Annotated in this window: 18 protein-coding genes; 4 read left to right on the top strand and 14 right to left on the bottom strand. The window is 49.9% G+C overall.

The features are described from left to right. Positions 1-6 precede the first annotated feature (6 nt). Positions 7-1,008, top strand: a complete 1,002-nt coding sequence (locus tag OEZ43_03555; GenBank protein MDH5544643.1) for a molybdopterin molybdotransferase MoeA — start codon at positions 7-9, stop codon at positions 1,006-1,008. On the opposite strand, the gene OEZ43_03550 is transcribed toward OEZ43_03555, so the two are convergent. After that, positions 1,005-1,790, bottom strand: a complete 786-nt coding sequence (locus OEZ43_03550) for a class I SAM-dependent methyltransferase (GenBank protein MDH5544642.1) — start codon at positions 1,788-1,790, stop codon at positions 1,005-1,007. The two genes, OEZ43_03555 and OEZ43_03550, sit on opposite strands and share 4 nt — an antisense overlap. Before the next feature lie 172 nt (positions 1,791-1,962). On the opposite strand from OEZ43_03550, the gene OEZ43_03545 reads away from it, so the two are divergent. Together OEZ43_03545 and OEZ43_03540 are read left to right on the top strand one after the other, a co-directional pair. After that, positions 1,963-2,571 (top strand): YqgE/AlgH family protein, encoded by a 609-nt coding sequence (locus OEZ43_03545; protein ID MDH5544641.1) that lies wholly within the window; start codon positions 1,963-1,965, stop codon positions 2,569-2,571. A 9-nt stretch (positions 2,572-2,580) separates the two neighbouring features. Next, on the top strand, positions 2,581-3,126 hold the full coding sequence (locus OEZ43_03540; protein ID MDH5544640.1) for an NUDIX hydrolase: 546 nt from the start codon (positions 2,581-2,583) through the stop codon (positions 3,124-3,126). Positions 3,127-3,136: 10 nt separating this feature from the next. Here the strand turns inward: OEZ43_03540 and pmbA are convergent, their stop codons facing one another. The 13 genes from pmbA to leuS all read right to left on the bottom strand — a co-directional run bounded on the left by pmbA (position 3,137) and on the right by leuS (position 19,672). Further along, the gene (gene pmbA / locus OEZ43_03535; GenBank protein ID MDH5544639.1) at positions 3,137-4,480 is read right to left on the bottom strand and encodes a metalloprotease PmbA; all 1,344 of its coding nucleotides are present in this window, start codon (positions 4,478-4,480) and stop codon (positions 3,137-3,139) included. A gap of 16 nt (positions 4,481-4,496) precedes the next feature. Further along, on the bottom strand, positions 4,497-5,945 hold the full coding sequence (gene tldD, locus OEZ43_03530; GenBank protein ID MDH5544638.1) for a metalloprotease TldD: 1,449 nt from the start codon (positions 5,943-5,945) through the stop codon (positions 4,497-4,499). 10 nt (positions 5,946-5,955) lie between these two features. Then, entirely contained in the window at positions 5,956-6,762 is an 807-nt protein-coding gene (locus tag OEZ43_03525) for a carbon-nitrogen hydrolase family protein (protein MDH5544637.1), read from the bottom strand. Between the two features lie 63 nt (positions 6,763-6,825). After that, positions 6,826-10,725, bottom strand: a complete 3,900-nt coding sequence (locus OEZ43_03520; GenBank protein MDH5544636.1) for a YhdP family protein — start codon at positions 10,723-10,725, stop codon at positions 6,826-6,828. Positions 10,726-10,744: 19 nt separating this feature from the next. Next, the gene (rng, locus tag OEZ43_03515) at positions 10,745-12,226 is read right to left on the bottom strand and encodes a ribonuclease G (protein ID MDH5544635.1); all 1,482 of its coding nucleotides are present in this window, start codon (positions 12,224-12,226) and stop codon (positions 10,745-10,747) included. Positions 12,227-12,267: 41 nt separating this feature from the next. Further along, positions 12,268-12,852, bottom strand: coding sequence for a Maf family nucleotide pyrophosphatase (locus OEZ43_03510; protein ID MDH5544634.1), 585 nt, complete (start codon positions 12,850-12,852; stop codon positions 12,268-12,270). A gap of 102 nt (positions 12,853-12,954) precedes the next feature. Next, positions 12,955-13,425 (bottom strand): 23S rRNA (pseudouridine(1915)-N(3))-methyltransferase RlmH, encoded by a 471-nt coding sequence (gene rlmH, locus OEZ43_03505; protein ID MDH5544633.1) that lies wholly within the window; start codon positions 13,423-13,425, stop codon positions 12,955-12,957. Between the two features lie 9 nt (positions 13,426-13,434). Continuing rightward, on the bottom strand, positions 13,435-13,800 hold the full coding sequence (gene rsfS, locus OEZ43_03500; GenBank protein MDH5544632.1) for a ribosome silencing factor: 366 nt from the start codon (positions 13,798-13,800) through the stop codon (positions 13,435-13,437). Positions 13,801-13,803: 3 nt separating this feature from the next. Then, on the bottom strand, positions 13,804-14,442 hold the full coding sequence (nadD, locus tag OEZ43_03495) for a nicotinate-nucleotide adenylyltransferase (protein MDH5544631.1): 639 nt from the start codon (positions 14,440-14,442) through the stop codon (positions 13,804-13,806). Positions 14,443-14,459: 17 nt separating this feature from the next. Then, on the bottom strand, positions 14,460-15,719 hold the full coding sequence (locus OEZ43_03490; protein ID MDH5544630.1) for a glutamate-5-semialdehyde dehydrogenase: 1,260 nt from the start codon (positions 15,717-15,719) through the stop codon (positions 14,460-14,462). Further along, the gene (gene holA, locus OEZ43_03485) at positions 15,716-16,726 is read right to left on the bottom strand and encodes a DNA polymerase III subunit delta (GenBank protein MDH5544629.1); all 1,011 of its coding nucleotides are present in this window, start codon (positions 16,724-16,726) and stop codon (positions 15,716-15,718) included. The genes OEZ43_03490 and holA overlap by 4 nt, the downstream gene beginning before the upstream one ends. A 5-nt stretch (positions 16,727-16,731) precedes the next feature. Continuing rightward, the gene (locus tag OEZ43_03480; protein ID MDH5544628.1) at positions 16,732-17,232 is read right to left on the bottom strand and encodes a hypothetical protein; all 501 of its coding nucleotides are present in this window, start codon (positions 17,230-17,232) and stop codon (positions 16,732-16,734) included. Beyond that, the gene (gene leuS, locus OEZ43_03475; GenBank protein ID MDH5544627.1) at positions 17,219-19,672 is read right to left on the bottom strand and encodes a leucine--tRNA ligase; all 2,454 of its coding nucleotides are present in this window, start codon (positions 19,670-19,672) and stop codon (positions 17,219-17,221) included. Before leuS ends, OEZ43_03480 begins: the two co-directional genes overlap by 14 nt. 76 nt (positions 19,673-19,748) lie before the next feature. Between leuS and OEZ43_03470 the strand changes: the two genes are divergently transcribed. Then, positions 19,749-20,270 (top strand): zinc ribbon-containing protein, encoded by a 522-nt coding sequence (locus tag OEZ43_03470; protein MDH5544626.1) that lies wholly within the window; start codon positions 19,749-19,751, stop codon positions 20,268-20,270. The last annotated feature ends 3 nt before the right edge of the window (positions 20,271-20,273 follow it).

The raw sequence follows: 20,273 nt of genomic DNA, 5'->3' as shown, positions 1-20,273 counted from the left end.
ATACACGTGAGCGAGACATCACCATTACGTGAAGCACAAGAGAAATTCGTCCAGGCAGTCGCATTTCGTAGCCTGGCAAGGGAGACCAGAAATCTGGATCAGCTTCTTGGCGCCACACTCCATCAAGCCGTGACCGCGCCTATGGATTCGCCACCCTATCCCCGCGCTATAGTTGAAGGCTATCTGGTTTCCAGCGCCAGCACCCAGTCAGCAAGCGAAGAAAACCCCGTATCTTTTAATATCATTGGAAGCGTGAACCCTGGTGACGCCAACTGTCCTGATCCCGGTAAGGACGGTGCGATAGAAACCGTCACTGGCAGCGTCGTGGCAACAGGTGATTTCGCTATCGCACGCATGTGGGAATGCAAGGTCGATGGCGACAAGGTCAGCGTTAGCCGTCCCTTTCCACCCGGTTTTTTCATCGAAGCACAAGGCTGTGATATCGCAAAAGGTAGCGAAATTCTTGCCGCAGGACAGGTCTTAGATGTAGTTGCTATCGGCACACTCGCCAGCCTGGGGTTAAACCAGGCGCAGGTGTGCATGCCGCCACGCGTCGCGGTGTTTGCATCGGGCGATGAAGTTATTCCACACACCGATTCTTTTCGAATCGGCGCTATTTATGATTGCAACACGCCAATGTTGTCTGCGGCAGTTAACGCCGCTGGCGGAATCGCAGTTGCCAAGGGAATACAAGGTGATGATTTCGACGCCTTCGTCAAAACAGCACGCCAGGCCTTGCAGGAAAACGACATGTTGTTAATCAGCGGCGGTACAGCCGTTGGCGGCCGTGATTTTATTTCGGATTTAATCCGCGAGCTGGGTGAGTTGTTAGTCGACGGCGTACCGATGAAATCCGGCCGACCATTAATCATGGGTATCGCCCAGGGCAAGCCTATCGTCTGTGTCGCTGGACATCCGCCAGAAGCGTTACGCGGCTTTAGATTGTTTGGTATCGCGGCAATCAATCGTATGCTCGGGCGCGACCTACCTTTGCCAGAAGACAATTAATTCTGTTCAACGGGTAAATAAACATCGTAGCGTGTGTTTTTACCCGCGACAGAAAAATTCACTCGCTCCTCATCAATTGGCGATGCCGTTTTCGGCCGTTTGACGACTATGCGTTTCATTGCGCTTCTTATTGCCATATCTAAAACAGTTTGCGTATCCGTATCATCACCAACAAATGCGCGTATAACGCGCATTTCTTTTTTTACCAGGGCCGATTTTTCGCGATGTGGATACATGGGGTCGAGATAAATGACGTCGGGTTTTTCGTCTTTAGCCAGTTTTGCTAAAAATGACAGGGCATCAGAGTAATGCAGCTGCATACGATTGATCACCAAGGCTGCAGATTCATCCTGCGACGCACGCGACATTCCATCACGCAATAAGGCATGTAACCAGGGTGAACGCTCAAGCAGCGTCACTTTGCAACCAAGCGATGCTAATACAAAGCCATCCCTTCCCAATCCTGCCGTCACGTCCAACACACGCGGACGATAGTTGGCTTTTATTCCTATCGCGCGCGCTAGTGTTTGTCCACGCCCTTCGCCCTGTCGATGTCGGTGCCCAACTTTGCCGCCAATAAAGTCCACATAGATGTCGTTGTGCTTGCCTATTTCCCTGTAGCGAAGACCCGTATATTGATGAGCAAAAACGAGATAACGCAATGTATCCACTGACTCTTCAGCGACACATTTCACGCCAAGACTTTGTGCCAGGAAATCGGCTTCTTCACGACGCGCTTCGTCCAGTAGTAACAGCTTTACGGGCGAAGACTTGATTTCCAATGTAGCGACTCCATTAAACAACTACAAACAGTGTAGACAGATCAGCATTAACTCGCTGATCATACAAGAATATTCATGAAGAACGATTTGCCAGAAAAAAAACAATCCGGGCTTTCTGCGATGGTTTGAGTATTGCTATAACTCTTTGAACGTTACCAAGAGGTAAGCCGCTATGGCAATCCTAAACACCAACAAAACTGCATCCACATTACTGTTTGCCGTATTCACCTTGATGGCCTCTTTAGCCGCGGCCGAATCGCCGCAAATACACTACGAACAACTGGAGGCTGGATCGCTCCTGATTTCCACGGCTAAAACGCAGGGGACGGAATTTTATCACACCGTCGTCTACATCACTCAGCACGGCGAAGACGGAACCCACGGTTTTATCATCAACAAACCCACGCATATGACAGTGAATGAGGCAATGCCCGATAATATGCGACTTGAACACCCATCAAAACTATATTTTGGTGGACCTATGCATGCCCAGTTTCTGTTCGTCCTTACTCAAGCACACAAATACCCGGAATTACATGACATCGTTCAAGGTTTGTATTTTGGCGCGGGAGACAAGGCAATGATAGAAATCAATCGCGTGTCACATGATGAAACCCGCACGTTTATTGGTTTCAGTAGCTGGGGGCCTGGGCAGTTGCGCAAGGAATTGGATAACGAGGTTTGGTTGGTAGCGCCTGGCAGTATTAAAGATGTCTTCGATGAGCACCCGGAAGAGCTGTGGCAAAAATTATACAAACAATGGTCAGGAGACTGGATATAATATGGTGCTATGCAAAGATCAACGCTAATACGCCTACTCACAAATTACACTGGTTTCGATGAACAAGAGGAGTCCACGCGACTTCGCATGTTGTCTTTTGTCCAGGAACATGACGACTGCTTTGAGCGTTCTTTGAAGATTGGACACATTACCGGCTCGGCGTGGATTGTTAACCGACAACGGACAAAGACACTGATGCTACATCATCGAAAACTTGATCGGTGGTTACAGCCAGGCGGGCATTCGGATGGTGACCCGAATACTCCGGGTGTTGCACTAAAAGAGGCGTCAGAAGAATCTGGCGTTCAGCTTAAAAACATACGCATCGTCGACACTGATATTTTTGACGTCGATATACATACGATTCCCGCGACCAAGAAAGAGCCACAGCACGAGCACTATGACGTGCGCTTTTTGTTCGAAATCGACGACACTCTGCCTTTGCGTAGCAATGATGAATCGAACGAAGTCCGTTGGTTGGACCTGGACGAAGTTAAGGCCTTTAACCCTGATCGCTCAATCGAACGTATGCTGGAAAAAACCAGGAATTTATAACTCCGGTAACTTACTCCCCGGCAATAGTCATTTGCTCAAGCATGATTGAGCCTGTCTGTATATTTCGGCGTCGATCGACGTCGTTACCAATAGCGACTACATTCTTGAACATTTCCTTGAGATTCCCGGCAATGGTAATTTCCTCTACTGGAAATTGAATCTCACCATTCTCAACCCAAAAACCCGCAGCACCGCGGGAATAGTCGCCGGTGACGGCGTTTACGCCTTGCCCCATTAATTCTGTCACCAGCAGGCCAGTGTTCATTTTTCTGAGCAGACCTTGTTGATCCAGATCGCCTGCTGCACATACCAGATTGTGTACACCACCCGCATGTCCAGTAGTGTGCATGCCTAAACGACGCGCGGCATAGCTATCGAGCAGATAGGATTTTAATACGCCGCTCTCAACAAGTTCCCGGTCCTGCGTTTTGACACCTTCGTTATCGAATGGCGCACTACCCAAGGATCCTTTTATGTGCGGACGTTCGCTGATATCTAGCCATTCCGGAAATAATTGCTGTCCAAGGGAATCGAGTAGAAAACTGGTTTTGCGATACAAGCTTCCGCCACGTATGGCGCGAAGAAAGTGTCCGATGAACCCAGCTGCCATCTCTGGCACAAACACCACCGGCGCCTTGCGTGTAGATAGTCGTTTGCCATTGAGTCGCGCCACTGTACGTTGCGCAGCTGTTTTACCCACGCTCGCAGCACTGTCGAGTGCCACATTGTCTCTCGCCACGCTATACCAATAATCTCGTTGCATAGCGCCACCATCCTGCCCAATAACTGAGCAACTCAAACTATGACGGGTGGTTGGATAATGCCCAACAAAGCCCAGACTGTTGCTGTAATAGTGCAAACCGCTATGGCTATTGAGAGTCGCGCCTTCCGAGTTGGTGATGCGTTTATCGTATTCGCGCGCCGCCGTTTCACATTCGAGCGCTATTTCCACCGCCTGATCTGCGCTGACGTCCCAGGGGTGATTCAAATCAAGATCGGGGTATTCCCAGGCAAGATCGTCGCGTTCCGGCAATCCTGACCACTGATCTTTCGCGGTGTGGCGCGCTATCCCACAGGCAGCCGCAACTGCTTCGCGCAGAGATTTTTCGGAAAAATCTGACGTATTGGACGAACCCTTGGACTGCCCAATGTACACGGTAATACCGATACCTTTGTCATGGTGGTACTCAATCGTTTCAACGTCGCCCAAACGCGCCGTAACTGACAAACCTGATTCAATACCTAGCGCAACTTCTGCAGCAGTCGCGCCCTGTTTTTTCGCTTCCTCGATGACCTGCTGTAAAAGCGATTCGAACTGTTGGCTGCTTTGTTGGGCTAATTGTGAATTATTCATATTTGATACTCCCCTATCAGGCGCTTGTGCCACCAACAGTCAATTCGTTTATCTTCAATGTCGGCTGACCAACACCTACGGGTACACTTTGGCCTTCTTTACCACAGGTGCCTACCCCGAGATCCAGTTTCAGGTCATTGCCGACCATCGACACGCGCGTCATCACTTCCGGACCATTGCCAATCAGCGTCGCACCGCGCACCGGCCTTGTCACTTTTCCATTTTCGATAAGATAGGCCTCACTGGCGGAGAAGACGAATTTTCCGGAGGTAATATCGACTTGCCCACCACCAAAATTCACCGCGTACAATCCTTTTTTTACCGAAGAAATAATTTCCTGAGGATCGCTTTGGCCTGCAAGCATATAGGTGTTCGTCATGCGCGGCATCGGCAAATGGGAATATGACTCACGTCGACCGTTGCCAGTCGGCGCCACGCCCATCAAACGTGCATTCTGTTTATCCTGCATATACCCCTTGAGAATTCCTTTCTCTATAAGCGTAGTGCATTGCGTCGGAACGCCTTCGTCGTCCACATTCAGAGAGCCGCGACGATCCTGTATTGTGCCGTCATCAACTATCGTACACAGCTCGGAAGCGACTTTCTCGCCCACGCGTCCACTAAAGGCTGAGCTGCCTTTTCGATTAAAATCTCCTTCGAGTCCGTGTCCAACAGCTTCATGTAACAACACACCTGGCCAACCCGGACCAAGCACGACTTCCATCGTGCCTGCTGGCGCATCGACTGCATCCAGGTTTACCAGTGCCTGCCTCACCGCCTCACGTGCATACTCTTTTGCGCGATCCTGCTGTGTGAAATAGGTAAAATCGAGTCTTGCACCACCACCGGAAGATCCCGTTTCACGACGACCATCCTGTTCTACCACCACACTCACGCTCAATCGAACCAGAGGCCTAACATCAGCTGCCAAGGTTCCATCAGAAGCCGCAACAAGGACCACATCGTGCGTCGCCGCCATACCCACCATAACCTGAGAAACACGCGGATCCTGTTTGCGTGCTTCCGCATCAACACTCTCTAGCAGGGCGATCTTTTCCTGCTCCGTTAGTGAAGTCATGGGATCAAGCGGCTGGTAGAGATTCAAACCGGCAACATAGCCACTCGCAACCTTGATCTTGCCCTGTTGTCCCTGACGCCCAATGGCACGCACTGTAGACACAGCCTGATCCAATGCAGCAAGCGAGATATCGTCGGAATAGGCAAAACCGGTTTTCTCACCACTAAGTGCGCGCACACCTACGCCCTTGTCTATTCCAAAAGATGCATCTTTGACGATGCCATCTTCCAGTGACCAGGATTCATAGCGTGAAAATTCAAAATACAAATCCGCATTGTCGACACCGTGCTGAGAAACAATCTTCCCCAGAACACTAGACAAGTCGTTTTCGGTAATTCCGGTCGGAGTAAGTATTAACTGCTGCGCTACTTGGATAGACTGACTCATGCTTTCTCCATTAGAGACGACGATGTTTTATCGCCGGGAAGTGTTTGCGAATCTGCTTCAAACGGTCATTATCGATGTCTGAAATCACCACGCCAGAACCACGTGGCAAACGATCCAGCACGGTTCCCCAAGGATCGACAATCATGCTATCGCCATGGGTTTCGCGCCCGCTAACGTGGTACCCACCTTGTCCGGCCGCGATGACAAAACAAAGATTTTCAATCGCCCTGGCCCTGATCAATGGCTCCCAATGAGCTCGCCCGGTAATCGCTGTAAATGCAGAGGGAATAGCAAATATCTCCGCACCTTTGCTGAGCAAGCCGCGAAAGAGTTCAGGGAAGCGGATATCGTAACAGATAGCCAACCCGACTTTGCCAACTGGCGTATCGACAACTGTCAGTTCTTTTCCGGGTTGAATGGTTTTCGATTCGGTGTAGTGTTCATCACTGTCTACAATATCCACGTCAAACAAATGAATTTTGTCGTAGCGTGCGACACGCTCGCCGCTTTGATCGAACACCAGACACGCGGAACGAACTAGATTGGGATGATCACTTTCCATAGGCATGGTGCCACCAACCAGCCATATTTTGAATTTTTCCGCAATTTCCGACAGGAAATCCTGAATCGGGCCACTGCCATCTTTTTCCTTTATCTTCAAAAGATCCCGATCGGCGCTCATTTGCGCAAAATTTTCCGGCAATACGACAAGCTGTGCGCCTTCTTCCGCAGCCACGCCGATCAGCCGTTTGACCTCAATCAGATTTGCATGCACGTTTGGTCCAGAGGCCATCTGAATAGCTGCAACCCGCTTCATATACTCCTACTCCCAACGACAGTTAAAAACAAATAACAACAATAGACTTTAAACCACAGATGTTTATTGTTCATCAACAAATTCAGTCTCGCCTTTTTGTTTGGATGGCGCTTTGACCTGAACAACCTTCGGCTCCTGCCAAGATCCGGTAACGGTGTATTGAACAGCGCTCAACTCATCGACTTGAGACTGAAATAGCTTTTGCATGACATATACCGTCGCACCCACCGTTGGTGCAACAACACTTAGACCACCAGTCGCAATCCCCCCTATCACAGGAAGCGCATCCAAAACCTTCGGTATAAATGTAATCACCAGATCATATTCTTTTTGCGCCAGGCCGATGCGACCCGCGAGCCCCATGCGTCCACTAGGCCCAGTCAATACCATACCACTGGAAAATGCATCACCATTTTGTATGTCGAACTGACCTTGCACGCTATCGAACAATACACCTTTTTGCACCACATCTCTAAAGTCAAAGAACAGACGCCTTGGTATGGCCTCCAGACTTAAGAGTCCCAGCATCTTAGCCGCACCTACATTCAAATCCATAAGGCGCAGATTGTTCATACTGATTTCCATATTTCCCTTCAACGTCGGGAAAGAAAACGCCGTAGGAGCACCTAGCCAGTTTGCATTGATATTGAGTAGGCCATCGCCTTTATCAATAATGTCTTTATAGCCCCAACTATCCATCATCTGGCCAAAATTCTTAGCCTTCATACCGATCGTAAAATTCGATTTATGTTTGTTAGCATCTACCGTCCAGTCGCCCTTAACGGCGAAATCAGCAATCTCAGACGAGGAATTGAACTCATCAAGACGCATGCCTCCGGCTACCGCTGAGGTAGAAAATTCAGTTCTGCCAAAGCGCATATCATTAAACGAAAAATCTTCGCTCTTGAATCGCAGCTGCGGCAAGTCGTTTGGATCTACTGTTTCAGACTCTTCTTCCGTTTTAGGTATCTTGATGTGAAGTTTTTTAGTATCGAGTACAACTGGCGCGGTATTCCATACACTTGGCAGATAGGCGCTGCCTTGAATTTCTGGACCGCTAGCATGTACTGTCCAGCCTTGAGCAGTGTTCGACGCCTGTACACGCACATCTGCAAAGCGCGCGCTTAAAATCTCTGTCTGATTGACGGCAACATCAAAATAAACAGAACCCCCGCCACCTTCGGATTGCAGCAATCCTGGCTGGCCCGCATCAGGCATCAACAAAGGCTGCCATTCGGACCAGAAAAATTTGGGAATACCTCCGGTAAAGTGAAAGCCGTGTTCAGTTGGCAATACGGGTTCCACGCCAAAACCAACCGCGCCTTTTTCTACGCTCGTTTCACCAGCCGCTGACAACATACGCAAGGCCAAGCGCGTGTCTCCCAGCGCCAGCGAAAGCGTGTTCTCTTCTCCACCTAACTCCGTGCTAATAGAAAAGCGTCGTTGAGAGTCAGCCGATTTACCGAAGGGAGTCGGTAGCTTTATCTCAACCCCTTCCATCATGGAAAACGCTTCAAGCGTCATGTTTCGATGGGGACCACCGTCTATCATCGGAACATAAAACCTGACATCGGCATTCGTGTCTCCAGCGATAAAGTTTGACCACTGTGGTTGCTTAACATATTGCTTGAAGATTTGGCTGATTTGTTTGTGGGTAACAGCGCCAGTATGTGAAAACACCATCTCTCGCCCTTCGCCGACATCAACAGTTTCCACATCGGCGAGAATATCGATTCCATTAAATTTCAAACTAATATCTTCACCATAGATTCCGCGTTCGTCAAAACGCAGACTGCCGCTTATGTTGCTTAGATCAAGCTCGAGTTCCGCTGCATTCAGGCGATTATCGCTCATCAGCAGACTACCACTGGCAAGTAAGTCGCCTTCTCCCGACAGCGGTATATCCAGACCTATTGCCAATTCACTTTGCCCTGAAACAGAAAACACCTTCAGGTGCTTAGCAAAGATTTCATTCAGCGGACTTTGATACATAAATTTAAATTTGTCGCGCGTACTTCCCGTTACACTTCCAGCAATTGCGAGGCGCAAATCTTTTGCGTAAAAATCCTTTATTGAAAGCCCAACGCTATCAATTTGATTGGAATAAATCTTTGCATTGTTGGATGAAAACACTAAACCATGTGAGTCCATGTCTAACTGGCCATTTATCGAGGTGATTTCTGGCCAGCCTTCCAAGTAGCGCAGATCGGTCTCCTGCAGTAATAGATTCAGCCCAAAATGACCGTCACGCTCGTTAAACGGATAACGGTCCGTATATCCGTAGTAAACCAAACCGCCCGCCTTAATTGTGGCCTTTAAAACACTGTTGTTAATCCACTTGGTCAACTCTTCGCTCATCATTGCATCAGGCAGATATTTACGGACACGCGTAATCGCGTTTCCTTTCAACCCAAAGGCAAGATCCAGAAAAGGCGCTTTTTCGGGTTCCAAACGTACATAGAACTGACCTTTAGCCTCTGCTCTTTGATCAAACACGCGCAGATTGTTACCGTAGATTTTCCATTGGCCGTTTTGATCGGCTTTCCACATAACGCTTCCAGACAAGTGCTGGAACAGTCGTGTGTTCTTAAACATACCGCTGTAATCTATTGCCCAGTCTTCGCTATCCAACCAGACATAACCATCATGATTACTCAGCTCTATCTCTCCTGTGATTCCTCGCAAACCAGGAACACTGCCTGATTCACCAATACTGACATTGCGGAATCGAGCGCCAAAAGCGAATACATCATCGCCATTATTGTCTTTAGCAGAGTAAAAGGTAATATTCTCCATGCGCCCTTCTGGCTTGGCATCGCGCAAGTAGGTCCCCGCTGTCTTTTCGATAACATCGCTGATTAACGCAAGTTGCAAAATGTTACCGATTTCGAGCTCAGAGGCTTCCAGTTCCAGAGATTGGCTGGTTCCGTCATAACGCGTATCGACGCGCATTCTTGGCCACACCTTACCATTTCGGATCAAGGTCAATCCGTCCAGTGTGAGTTGCCACAAATTGTCGCGAAGTTCCAAACTGAAATCAGTGCTCAAACTGTCTATCTTGTTCAGACGCGGGTTGTCCTGGGATCGCAGCTGAACATCTGAGGCGAGGACCTCGCCCCGAAGCTCCTCGAGTTTGCCTGAACGCAAACGTGCCCACGTGCTGGTACTAACAATCGCCTTGGCGAGTTCGAGATTGGCCAGACGCTTTTCTGTCATCCAATTAACCAGCTCGATTCCCACCGCAGTCAATTGCGCACTGCCAGACCAATCGTTACCCGAAAAAATATTGCCGCGTAGATCAAGAAAGAACAGCATGTGAGAACCAAGATCTTGCGGAAGAAAGACAGAACCTTCGATTTGATGACGAGAACCGTCATTTCGTATGGTGATATTTACATCGCTAAAAAGCCGCGTCTCATCATTATTGACCCGATCTCGCCAAACCAGCGAGCTATTTTCAATCTTCAAAAGCCTTTGTTCGAGCAGCATGGTTTCGAGTAATGCACTCGTTGCCTCTGAATCGGCAGGGTCTGTTTGCGTTGTTGCAAATCCGGAAACCGAAAAGCGACCATCTTTCTGACGAACTAACACCAGTCGCGCGCCCTCAACCACCAGACCTCCCGGCACCACGGTTTGTCTGAAAGCCGATGATACGAGATCAAAACCTATCTTTACCTTCTCAAAGGCACTGATGATGGTTTTTCCATCATCAGATAATAGCTGTACCTTTTCCAAAACCAATTGCGGTTCAAATCCGCGCCAGTCAGCATTCAACGAGTCGATAGTAACTCTTTGTCCAAGAAAATCGCTGACCCAGCTTTCTGCTTCGCCTTTGTAATCTTCAGCGGTAGGTAGCCATATGCGTGCAAGCGTAAGCGCGACAGCCGCCAATACGACTACCGTCACCAAAAGATAAACTAAGGTACTCCAAAAGACTTTGAAGATTCTTGCGCGTAAGGTCACTTAGTTTTTACAAACCCTCCTACATAGGAACGACATCGAACAGTTCCTGCGAATACTGAATTTCCGGCTGAAACCGCACGCTCTTGCCTATAAAAGATTCCAGTTCTGCAACACTGGGGGACTCTTCATCCAGCATTAGATTCACCACATTTGGCGATGCCAGCACCAAAAAGGTTTCGGAATCAAATTGTCGAGCTTCACGCAGGATCTCGCGGAATATCTCATAGGCCACAGTTTCAGGCGTCTTTATCATGCCACGTCCTCCACAGACCGAACAGGACTCACAAAGGACATGCTCCAAGCTCTCACGCGTTCTTTTGCGCGTCATCTGTACCAGACCCAATGCGGAAACTTCGCTAATAGACGTCTTGGCATTATCTTTTTCCAACGCCCTCTCCAGCGACCGTAACACCTGTCGCTTGTGTTCATCATTTAACATATCAATGAAATCAAGAATGATGATGCCACCGAGATTTCGCAGACGCAGTTGCCGCGCAATGGACTGGGTCGCCTCCAGGTTAGTTTTGAATATTGTTTCTTCCAGGTTGCGATGACCAACAAAGGCACCAGTATTGACGTCGATCGTCGTCATTGCTTCAGTTTGGTCGATTACCAGATGGCCGCCCGATTTGAGCTGCACTTTTGGCTGCAAGGCTTTTTGGATTTCGTCATCAATCGAATACAAATCGAAAATTGGACGAGGCCCGGGATAGTATTCGATACCGGACAATAGTTCGGGTATAAATTTGCCGACAAACTTCACGACCTTGTCAAAATGCTCTTTCGAGTCGATGCGAATTTTCTCTACATCACTGCCAACCATATCGCGGATGGCACGCATGGAAAGAGGTAAGTCCTCGTGGATGGTTTCCGGTGCTGATTGTGAACGATTCCGTTCAGACAGGGATTCCCATATACGAGACAGGTAGAGCATATCGGCACGTAATTCGTGCTCATGCACGCCCTCAGCTGCTGTTCTCACAATATATCCGCCACCCTTAATCGTCTGGCGCAGCTCACTCACCATATTCTTCAGTCGATCGCGCTCTTCAACATCCTCGATTTTTTGCGAAATACCGACATGTTCTGTCAACGGCATGTACACCAGAAAACGCGCGGGAATCGTCAGATGAGTGGTTAGACGCGCCCCTTTGGTTCCGAGCGGGTCCTTAATAACCTGAACCAAAATCTCCTGCCCGTCACGAACAAGTTCCTGAATTGGTTGCACCGGTTCATTGGGTTTGCCTTTGCCCTCTTCATCAACTGTCGATTGGCCGGTAAAAATGTCTGATGCATGCAAAAATGCCGCACGCTGCAAGCCAATTTCCACAAAAGCCGCCTGCATGCCGGGCAAAACACGACACACCTTGCCCTTGTAAATGTTTCCCACCAGCCCACGCTTGCGCGCGCGTTCGATAAAAATTTCCTGCAATACACCGTTTTCGACAACGGCAACGCGCGTCTCCTGGGGCGTAATATTAATTAGTATTTCTTCGCTCATAGATTTTTACTTCTTTATTCTCTGGCTGTGTTGAAAAACCGCTATTCCAACACCCGAACCCCAAACCCTTTCAAGATTTGTGCTGTTTCGAACAAAGGCAAACCCATAATGCCCGAATAGCTTCCCGTTATATGCTCAATAAAGAGAGCACCTATCCCTTGTATGCCATAAGCACCGGCCTTATCGCACGGTTCTCCCGTATTCCAATAGGCCTGCATTTCAGCTTCACTGATGTCACGCATGCGCACCTGACTGCGCTGACAGATACATTCTGTTTTATTTTCCTGGGTGACAACAACCGCACTCAGCACGTCGTGTTGCACACCCGACAGCATGCGCCACATTCGTCGCGCATCAACATAATCCGTAGGTTTGCCGAGTATTGCCTCGTCTAGTACGACGGCTGTATCGGCCGCCAATACCGGTAAGTGACGTATTTCAGGCGATAATATTTCCCATCCGGCCCGTGCTTTTTCTTTAGACACCCGGAGAACATATTCGTCTGGTTTTTCCTGAGGCAATACGCACTCGTCCACATCGATCGAAATAATGTGAGCCTTTAAACCCAGCTGTTGCAATAGCTCGACACGGCGGGGAGATTTTGATGCGAGAATGAGATCAGCCAAGTACGGAATCCCGGTAATGTCACCAGTGACTAAGGATACCGCAACAAAACTTAAAAGGCTTGAGTTAAGCCTTTAAAACAATTGAAAACCGTGAAAATCCACTCAGGCGCGATGGTAGGGATGGTTACGCGTAATACTCCAACTTCGATAGAGCTGTTCTGCCAAAACGATACGCACGATCGGATGAGGCATCGTCAACCGTGATAATGACCATTTTTGATTCGCAATCGACAAACACTGCTGGTCCAGCCCATCCGGACCTCCGACCAGTAGCGCTACGTCTCTACCACTACTCATCCAGTCCGTCATATGCTCGGCCAATTGCTCAGTTGAAAATTGCATTCCCTGAACATCCAGCGCTATTACAGTCGAACCCTCCGGAATTGCGGCGAGGATTTTTTTTGCTTCTATCGATTTGTAGGTCTCAGAATTACCCGACTTGCTACGCTTGGCGGGTTCAATTTCTTTCAGTACTAACTGACATTCTTTCGGCATGCGTTTGGCGTATTCGTCGAAACCGGCCTTTACCCAGGCCTCCATTCGGTTACCAACCGCAATAAGGTGTATGCGCATACCAGCGCATCAATTCGCTTTACTGCTGACGTCTTCCAGTCCTTCACCCGCCGGCGGCGTGCTCCAGAGACGTTCAAGCTGATAAAATTCGCGGATAGACGGCTGCATTACATGCACAACCACATCGCCAAGATCCACCAGTACCCACTCTCCGACTGAACTGCCTTCGACACCAAAAGGCATTACCCCTGCAGCCTTCGCTTTCTCCGCCACACTCGATGCAATACTGGCCACCTGACGCGTCGAGGTACCTGTTGCGACTACCATAATGTCGGTAATGTTGCTCAGGTGACGCACGTCGATAACGCTAATGTCTTTCGCTTTCATATCTTCAAGCGCATCGATAACTAATTGTAGTAATTCTTCTGTCTGCATTATTTACTGCCTGTAAAGCTTGTTTAGTTCAATGAAATCCCGCACTGCGTCTGGAAGCAGAAAGCGCGGGCTAAAATCTTTCGCCACCATTTCACGAATTGCCGTTGCTGAAATAGCCAGTTGCGTGACCTGCCACGGTAAAATCAGGCCACACGCGGTCTGTTTCAGCTGCGACGGTTCGTTCACAATGCGCCGCGAAAGCTGCTGCCCAACGGCAGATTCAACATCCGGTTTCCAACCGGGACGACAGGCTACCACGATGTGAGCAAAATCGAACAATTGCTCCCATTGATGCCAGGTGTCCAGACTCTGGAAAGAATCAGAACCGACTATCCAGCAAATTGACGTCGCATCTCCATACTCCTCGCGGATCGATTTTAAGGTATCGATGGAATATGAAAGCCCCTGCCGGTCCAACTCTCTTGTATCCAGAGCAAAGCCTGGGATGTTTTCTATTGCCAGTTCCAGCATACGACTGCGGTGTTCTGCACTCGCCATTACGCCGGATTTGTGTGGTGGCTTGGCGCAAGGGACAAAGTGCAACTCATCCAGCGCCAATACGTTTTTAATCTCCAACCCAATTCGTAAGTGACCGAAGTGAACCGGATCGAACGTACCCCCAAGAAACCCGACTATACGCAATCGACGCCTCTCATACCTTAGGTTCGTATATTCCCGTTTCCGAGAACAACATATTTTTGCGAGGTCAGACCTTCCAGACCTACCGGGCCACGTACATGAAATTTATCGGTACTGATACCGATCTCGGCACCCAATCCATATTCAAAACCATCTGCAAAACGCGTTGATGCATTGACCATGACTGAGCTCGAATCCACCTCTGCAAGAAAACGACGCGCTCGCGTATAGTCTTCAGTGACAATCGCATCGGTGTGATGCGAGCCGTACTGTTCAATATGGTCTATGGCTTCATCGATACCGCTGACAACACGAATCGCGAGAACAGGCGCAAGATACTCTTCCGCCCAATCCTGCTCGGTCGCCGCACGCGCATTAGGCAAGATGTCACGCGTCGCCACACAGCCACGCAGTTCAACACCTTTCTCTTCGTACATCTTCGCCAGTTCTGGCAACACATCTGCCGCGACACCTTTCGCCACTAATAGCGTCTCCATGGTGTTACACGTACCATATCGATGCGTCTTGGCGTTGAATGCGATCGCCAGTGCCTTTGCTCGATCGGCTTTATCGTCGATATAGACATGACAAACCCCATCGAGATGTTTGATGACGGGTACACGTGCTTCGCGGCTAATTCGCTCAATTAAACCTTTGCCACCGCGTGGGACGATAACGTCGACGTAGTCAGGCATTTGTACTAATTCACCAACGGCGGCTCTATCAGTAGTCTCCACGACTTGAACCGCTGTTCTTGGCAGGCCTGCCTTCTCTAGCCCTGCGGCTATACATTGGGCCAGCGCCTGATTGGAATGTATAGCCTCTGATCCACCGCGCAAAATGGCAGCATTACCTGACTTCAAACACAGCGCTGCCGCATCCGCTGTCACGTTAGGTCGGGATTCGTAAATGATGCCAATCACACCGAGCGGTACGCGCATCTTCCCTATCTGGATGCCGGATGGGCGATATTTGAGATCTGAGATCTCTCCTACAGGGTCAGGTAGTGCAGCGACTTGTTCGAGTCCTTCAATGATGGCATCGACACGGGCCTGATTTAATTCCAGCCGGTCTAGCAGGGCAGCATCGAGACCAGAGGCACGACCCGCATCCATATCCTTCTGATTTGCTTTCAATATAGTTGCCGAATTGCTGCGAATTTCCGCAGCCATAGCCAGCAGCGCGGAGTTTTTACTATTGGTATCGGCTCTCATCAAGGCACGTGCGGCCTTGCGGGCCTGTTGCCCGAGCTGCTGCATATAGGTCTTTACATCACTCATACGGTTTCTCTCATTAACTGGGTACCACCCATCGCCAGGGCCAATTTTAACAGCTCATCAATGGAATTACCCGGTCGCATGCCTTTATTGACCCGGTCGAGAGCCGCAGCCTGACACAACATGTTTTGCCAATGCTTAATCGAGTGACGCTTCAAGACCTTCCGTACTAATGGTTGGCGATGAGGAATCGGTACCAGCCGACGAAATTCCTGTTCCCCGTTCCCCGGCAAGGACAGTTGATAAAGTATCCGCAACTGCCAGCTGATTGCGCCCAATATCGCAACAGGTTCCGCACCTGACGCGCGCAAAATACCGAGGATGCGTTCTACTCTCTCCGCCTTTCCCTCTAATGCGGCATCAATCAGCGCAAACGCATCAAAGTGTGCACTGTCAGCGATTTCTTCGGCAAGGATATCAACGTCCACCGAGCCCTGATGCAATAGAGCGAGTTTTTCGATCTCTTGTGCCGCAGCCAACATATTTCCCTCTACCTTGTCGGCGAGAAACTGCACCGCCTCAGGCGTCGGCTCCAGTTTGTGTTGCTTCATGCGCCGCGCAATCCAGCCACTCAGGCGATCGCTTTCTACCGACCATACTGTGATAACGCCACCGATGTTATCCAAGGCTTTGTACCAGCGACTACGTTTGGCATTGGCATCGAGTCTCGGCAGCGCAACAATGAGCACATTGTCCGGCGAAGGATTTTTCGCATAACTGCACAATGCGTCCGTTCCCTTATCACCTGGCTTTAGATTATGCATGCGCACTTCGATGATTTTACGACTGGCGAACAGTGACATGGCGTTCGCCGCTTCTAACACAGCGCCCCAATCGAAGTGTTGCTCCACATGGAATACTTCGCGCTCTTCAAAACCCTGCTTGCGCGCACTACTGCGTATCGCATCGATGGTTTCTCCATGCTGCAATGGTTCGTCACCCGTTACAACGTAAACAGGCAACAACGGTGAGCGCAAATGCGTGGCGATTTGTTCGATTCGAATATTCATCTAACTTAACGAGGTTGTGCTGAAGACGCAGTCGCCAGGTAAATATCAGCGACAATCTGTTCTACAGCGTTGCGTAAAATACTCTTCTGCAAATCTTCCGTACGGCTCTGCGCACCGGTTAAAAGATTATCGTCGACACTCAGAACACGTTCCTGCTCGAAACGTCGTCTTCCAAATGGCGTTTTATCGCCCCTGTCTGTTACACGATAGTGCAACACCAGACGAATTAATTGATTTCTTTGGGCCCCTTCGAGACTCAATAAGCGTGTTTGCCAATCTGGCCGTTCCAAATGAACATGCCAATCGCCCTGGCCGATTTCACGTAGCACACCGCGCTCATCGAGACGCCTGTTCAACAGAAACAACAGCGGCGAGCCATGCTCATCGCTTTGGGTGGAGACTGTTGTTTGAGTCGTTAGCTGGGACCCGCGCAAGGCAAAGCCGCATGATGTCGTTAGCAACAGCAAAAAAAACACTAACAGACAGCGACTGCTATCCCGCAACAACGATATTCACCAAACGACCAGGTACCACGATCAGCTTTTTGATTTCTTTGCCTTCGATAAACTTTTGGACGGTTTCGTCGGCCAGCGCCTGTTTCTCAATAGAGGCCTTGTCCGCCGAGCTAGCAACAGCAATTTTTGAACGCAGTTTTCCGTTTACCTGTATGACCAATTCGACGGTATCGGAGACCAGCGCGCTCTCGTCGACTGTCGGCCATGAACATTCGATGATGGCGTCTTGTTTGCCCAACATTTGCCACAGGCGATGCGTGACATGTGGAACAATCGGCGACAACATCAACACCGCCCCTTCCAATGCCTCCTGGCGAACGGTACGACCGCCTTCACTATTATCATCGAATTTTGCGAGTGCATTGAGTAATTCCATGACCGCCGCAATCGCCGTATTAAAGGTAAAACGGCGGTCCATGTCATCCGTCACTTTGCGCAAAGTCTGATGCAAGGTACGGCGTATCGCCTTTTGATCATCGTTTAGTTTCGCAACATCGAGCGGACTTGATGATCCGCCCTCGACATGCTCAACAACTTGTCTCCACAGGCGACGTATAAAGCGGTTCGCGCCCTCAACTCCGGCATCCGACCATTCCAGCGATTGTTCCGGCGGCGCGGCAAACATCATGAACAGACGCGAGGTATCGGCACCATAGGTGTCGATCAATGCCTGTGGGTCTACCGTATTACCCTTGGATTTGGACATCTTGGCCCCGTCTTTCAATACCATGCCCTGGGTCAACAGGTTGGTAAACGGTTCGTCGTGTTTGATCAGGCCAACATCACGCATCAACTTGTTATAAAAACGCGCATATAACAGATGCAAAATCGCGTGTTCGATACCGCCGATGTATTGGTCTACCGGCAACCAGTAATTGGCGCGCTCATCAACCATCGCATTGGCATCATGGCTGGCGTAGCGAGCGAAATACCACGACGATTCCATAAAGGTGTCGAAGGTATCGGTTTCGCGCTCGGCCTTGCCACCACACTTAGGGCAAGAGGTTTCATAGAATTCAGGCATTTTCTTGATCGGCGATCCAACACCATCAAATTTGACGTCTTCAGGTAAGGTTACCGGCAAATCCGGATCGGGGACGGCGACCGCACCGCAGCTATCGCAATTGATAATCGGGATCGGCGCGCCCCAATAACGTTGTCTGGATACACCCCAATCACGCAGACGATAATTGGTACGCTTCTGACCGCGCCCCATTTCCGACAGCTTGGCGGCGATGGCATTAAAGGCCTCAGCTGAGCTCAAATCACTGAACTCACCGGAGTCCATGAGACGCCCTTTTTCGGTAAAGGCCGCTTTACCCAAATCAACGAACTTATCGTCTATCGGGGTGATCACCTGCTTCACCGACAGGCCATATTTCTGTGCAAATTCCCAGTCGCGTTGATCATGGGCCGGTACCGACATCACCGCGCCCTCGCCATAGCCCATCAACACAAAATTGGCGGCGAATACGGGTACTTCTGCGCCGGTAATCGGGTGTATGGCTTTAATTCCGGTATCGACACCTTTCTTTTCCATGGTCTCCATGGCGGCCTCGGAGGTTTCCATGACCTTACATTCTTCGACAAACTTTGCCAGTGTCGCATTAGACTCGGCGGCCTTTAGCGCTAATGGATGCTCGGGTGCGACCGCGACATAGGTAACTCCCATGAGGGTGTCCGGGCGCGTGGTATACACTTTCAAGGTTTCGTCGCCACCGGCAATACCGAAAACGATTTCCACGCCTTCGGAACGCCCAATCCAGTTCTTCTGCATGGTGCGAACCTGTTCCGGCCAGCCAGGCAATTCGTCGAGCTCACGCAGCAATTCGTCGGCATACTGAGTAATGCGCATAAACCACTGTGGAATCTCTTTGCGCACCACCGGCGTGTCACAACGCCAGCAGCAACCATCGATGACCTGTTCGTTGGCCAAGACCGTCAAATCATTGGGACACCAGTTCACCGGTGCGACTTTCTTATAGACCAGGTCTTTTTCATAAAGGCGGGTAAACAGCCATTGTTCCCAGCGATAGTATTCAGGAGTACACGTCGCCAGCTCACGCGACCAGTCGTAGGCAAAGCCCAGGCGCTTGAGTTGAGCGCGCATCTCATCAATATTGTGATATGTCCATTGCGCTGGCGGCACATTGTTTTTGATCGCGGCGTTTTCGGCAGGCAGACCAAAGGCATCCCAACCCATGGGCTGTAACACATTTTTTCCACGCATGTGCTGGAAGCGACTCAGTACGTCGCCAATCGTGTAGTTTCGTACATGGCCCATGTGCAGCTTGCCGCTGGGATAGGGAAACATCGACAGACAGTAGAATTTTTCCTTACTAGCGTCTTCTACCGTTTTGAAACTCTGATTTTGCTCCCAATAGGCCTGGGCCTCGGCTTCGATCACATCGGGTTGGTATTGCTGTTCCATGTATCAATCATTACCTGCTGAATTTCTGTGGGTGGGTTATTATAAAGACAAACCATGCGCAAAAGGAGTCGGAATCATGAGTGAACAACATTCTCCCCAGGTTCAACGTCTGATCACGGGTTATCACAAGCTCCTGCATGAAGCGCGGGAGGTGGTCAAGGAATTGGCCGATGACCTCAAGCCACGCATTAAAACCTCTATCGAGATGGCCGGCGACCGGCTGGCAGAACTCGGTGAGCTCAGCAAAGAAGAAGCAGGCCGTGTTGCCGTCTATCTGAAAAAAGATATCGAACATGCCGCGCGCTATATCGCCGAGGGTGAACGCGAACTCGCGGACTGGGCGCGCCTGGATATGCTTCTACTCGAACAAAAACTGCGTGATAACTTCGAATATATGGTCGACGAGACCAAGCTCGAACTCGACCACATGCGACAACACAGCGATCACACTGGCGAGTGGCATACCGGTGAAATCACCGCGCCGGGAACACTGGCCTGTCAGCAGTGTGGCCAGGAAGTTCACTTCAAGGAGCCCGCACATATACCGCCTTGTCCAAAGTGCCACGCCAGCGTCTATCACCGGGTGCACTACAAATAGCCG

It is taken from the genome of Gammaproteobacteria bacterium, assembly GCA_029881255.1.
GTDB lineage: Bacteria > Pseudomonadota > Gammaproteobacteria > S012-40 > S012-40 > JAOUMY01.
Note: the sequence above shows the minus strand (reverse complement) of the source record. Positions and strands in the feature narration are given on the sequence as shown.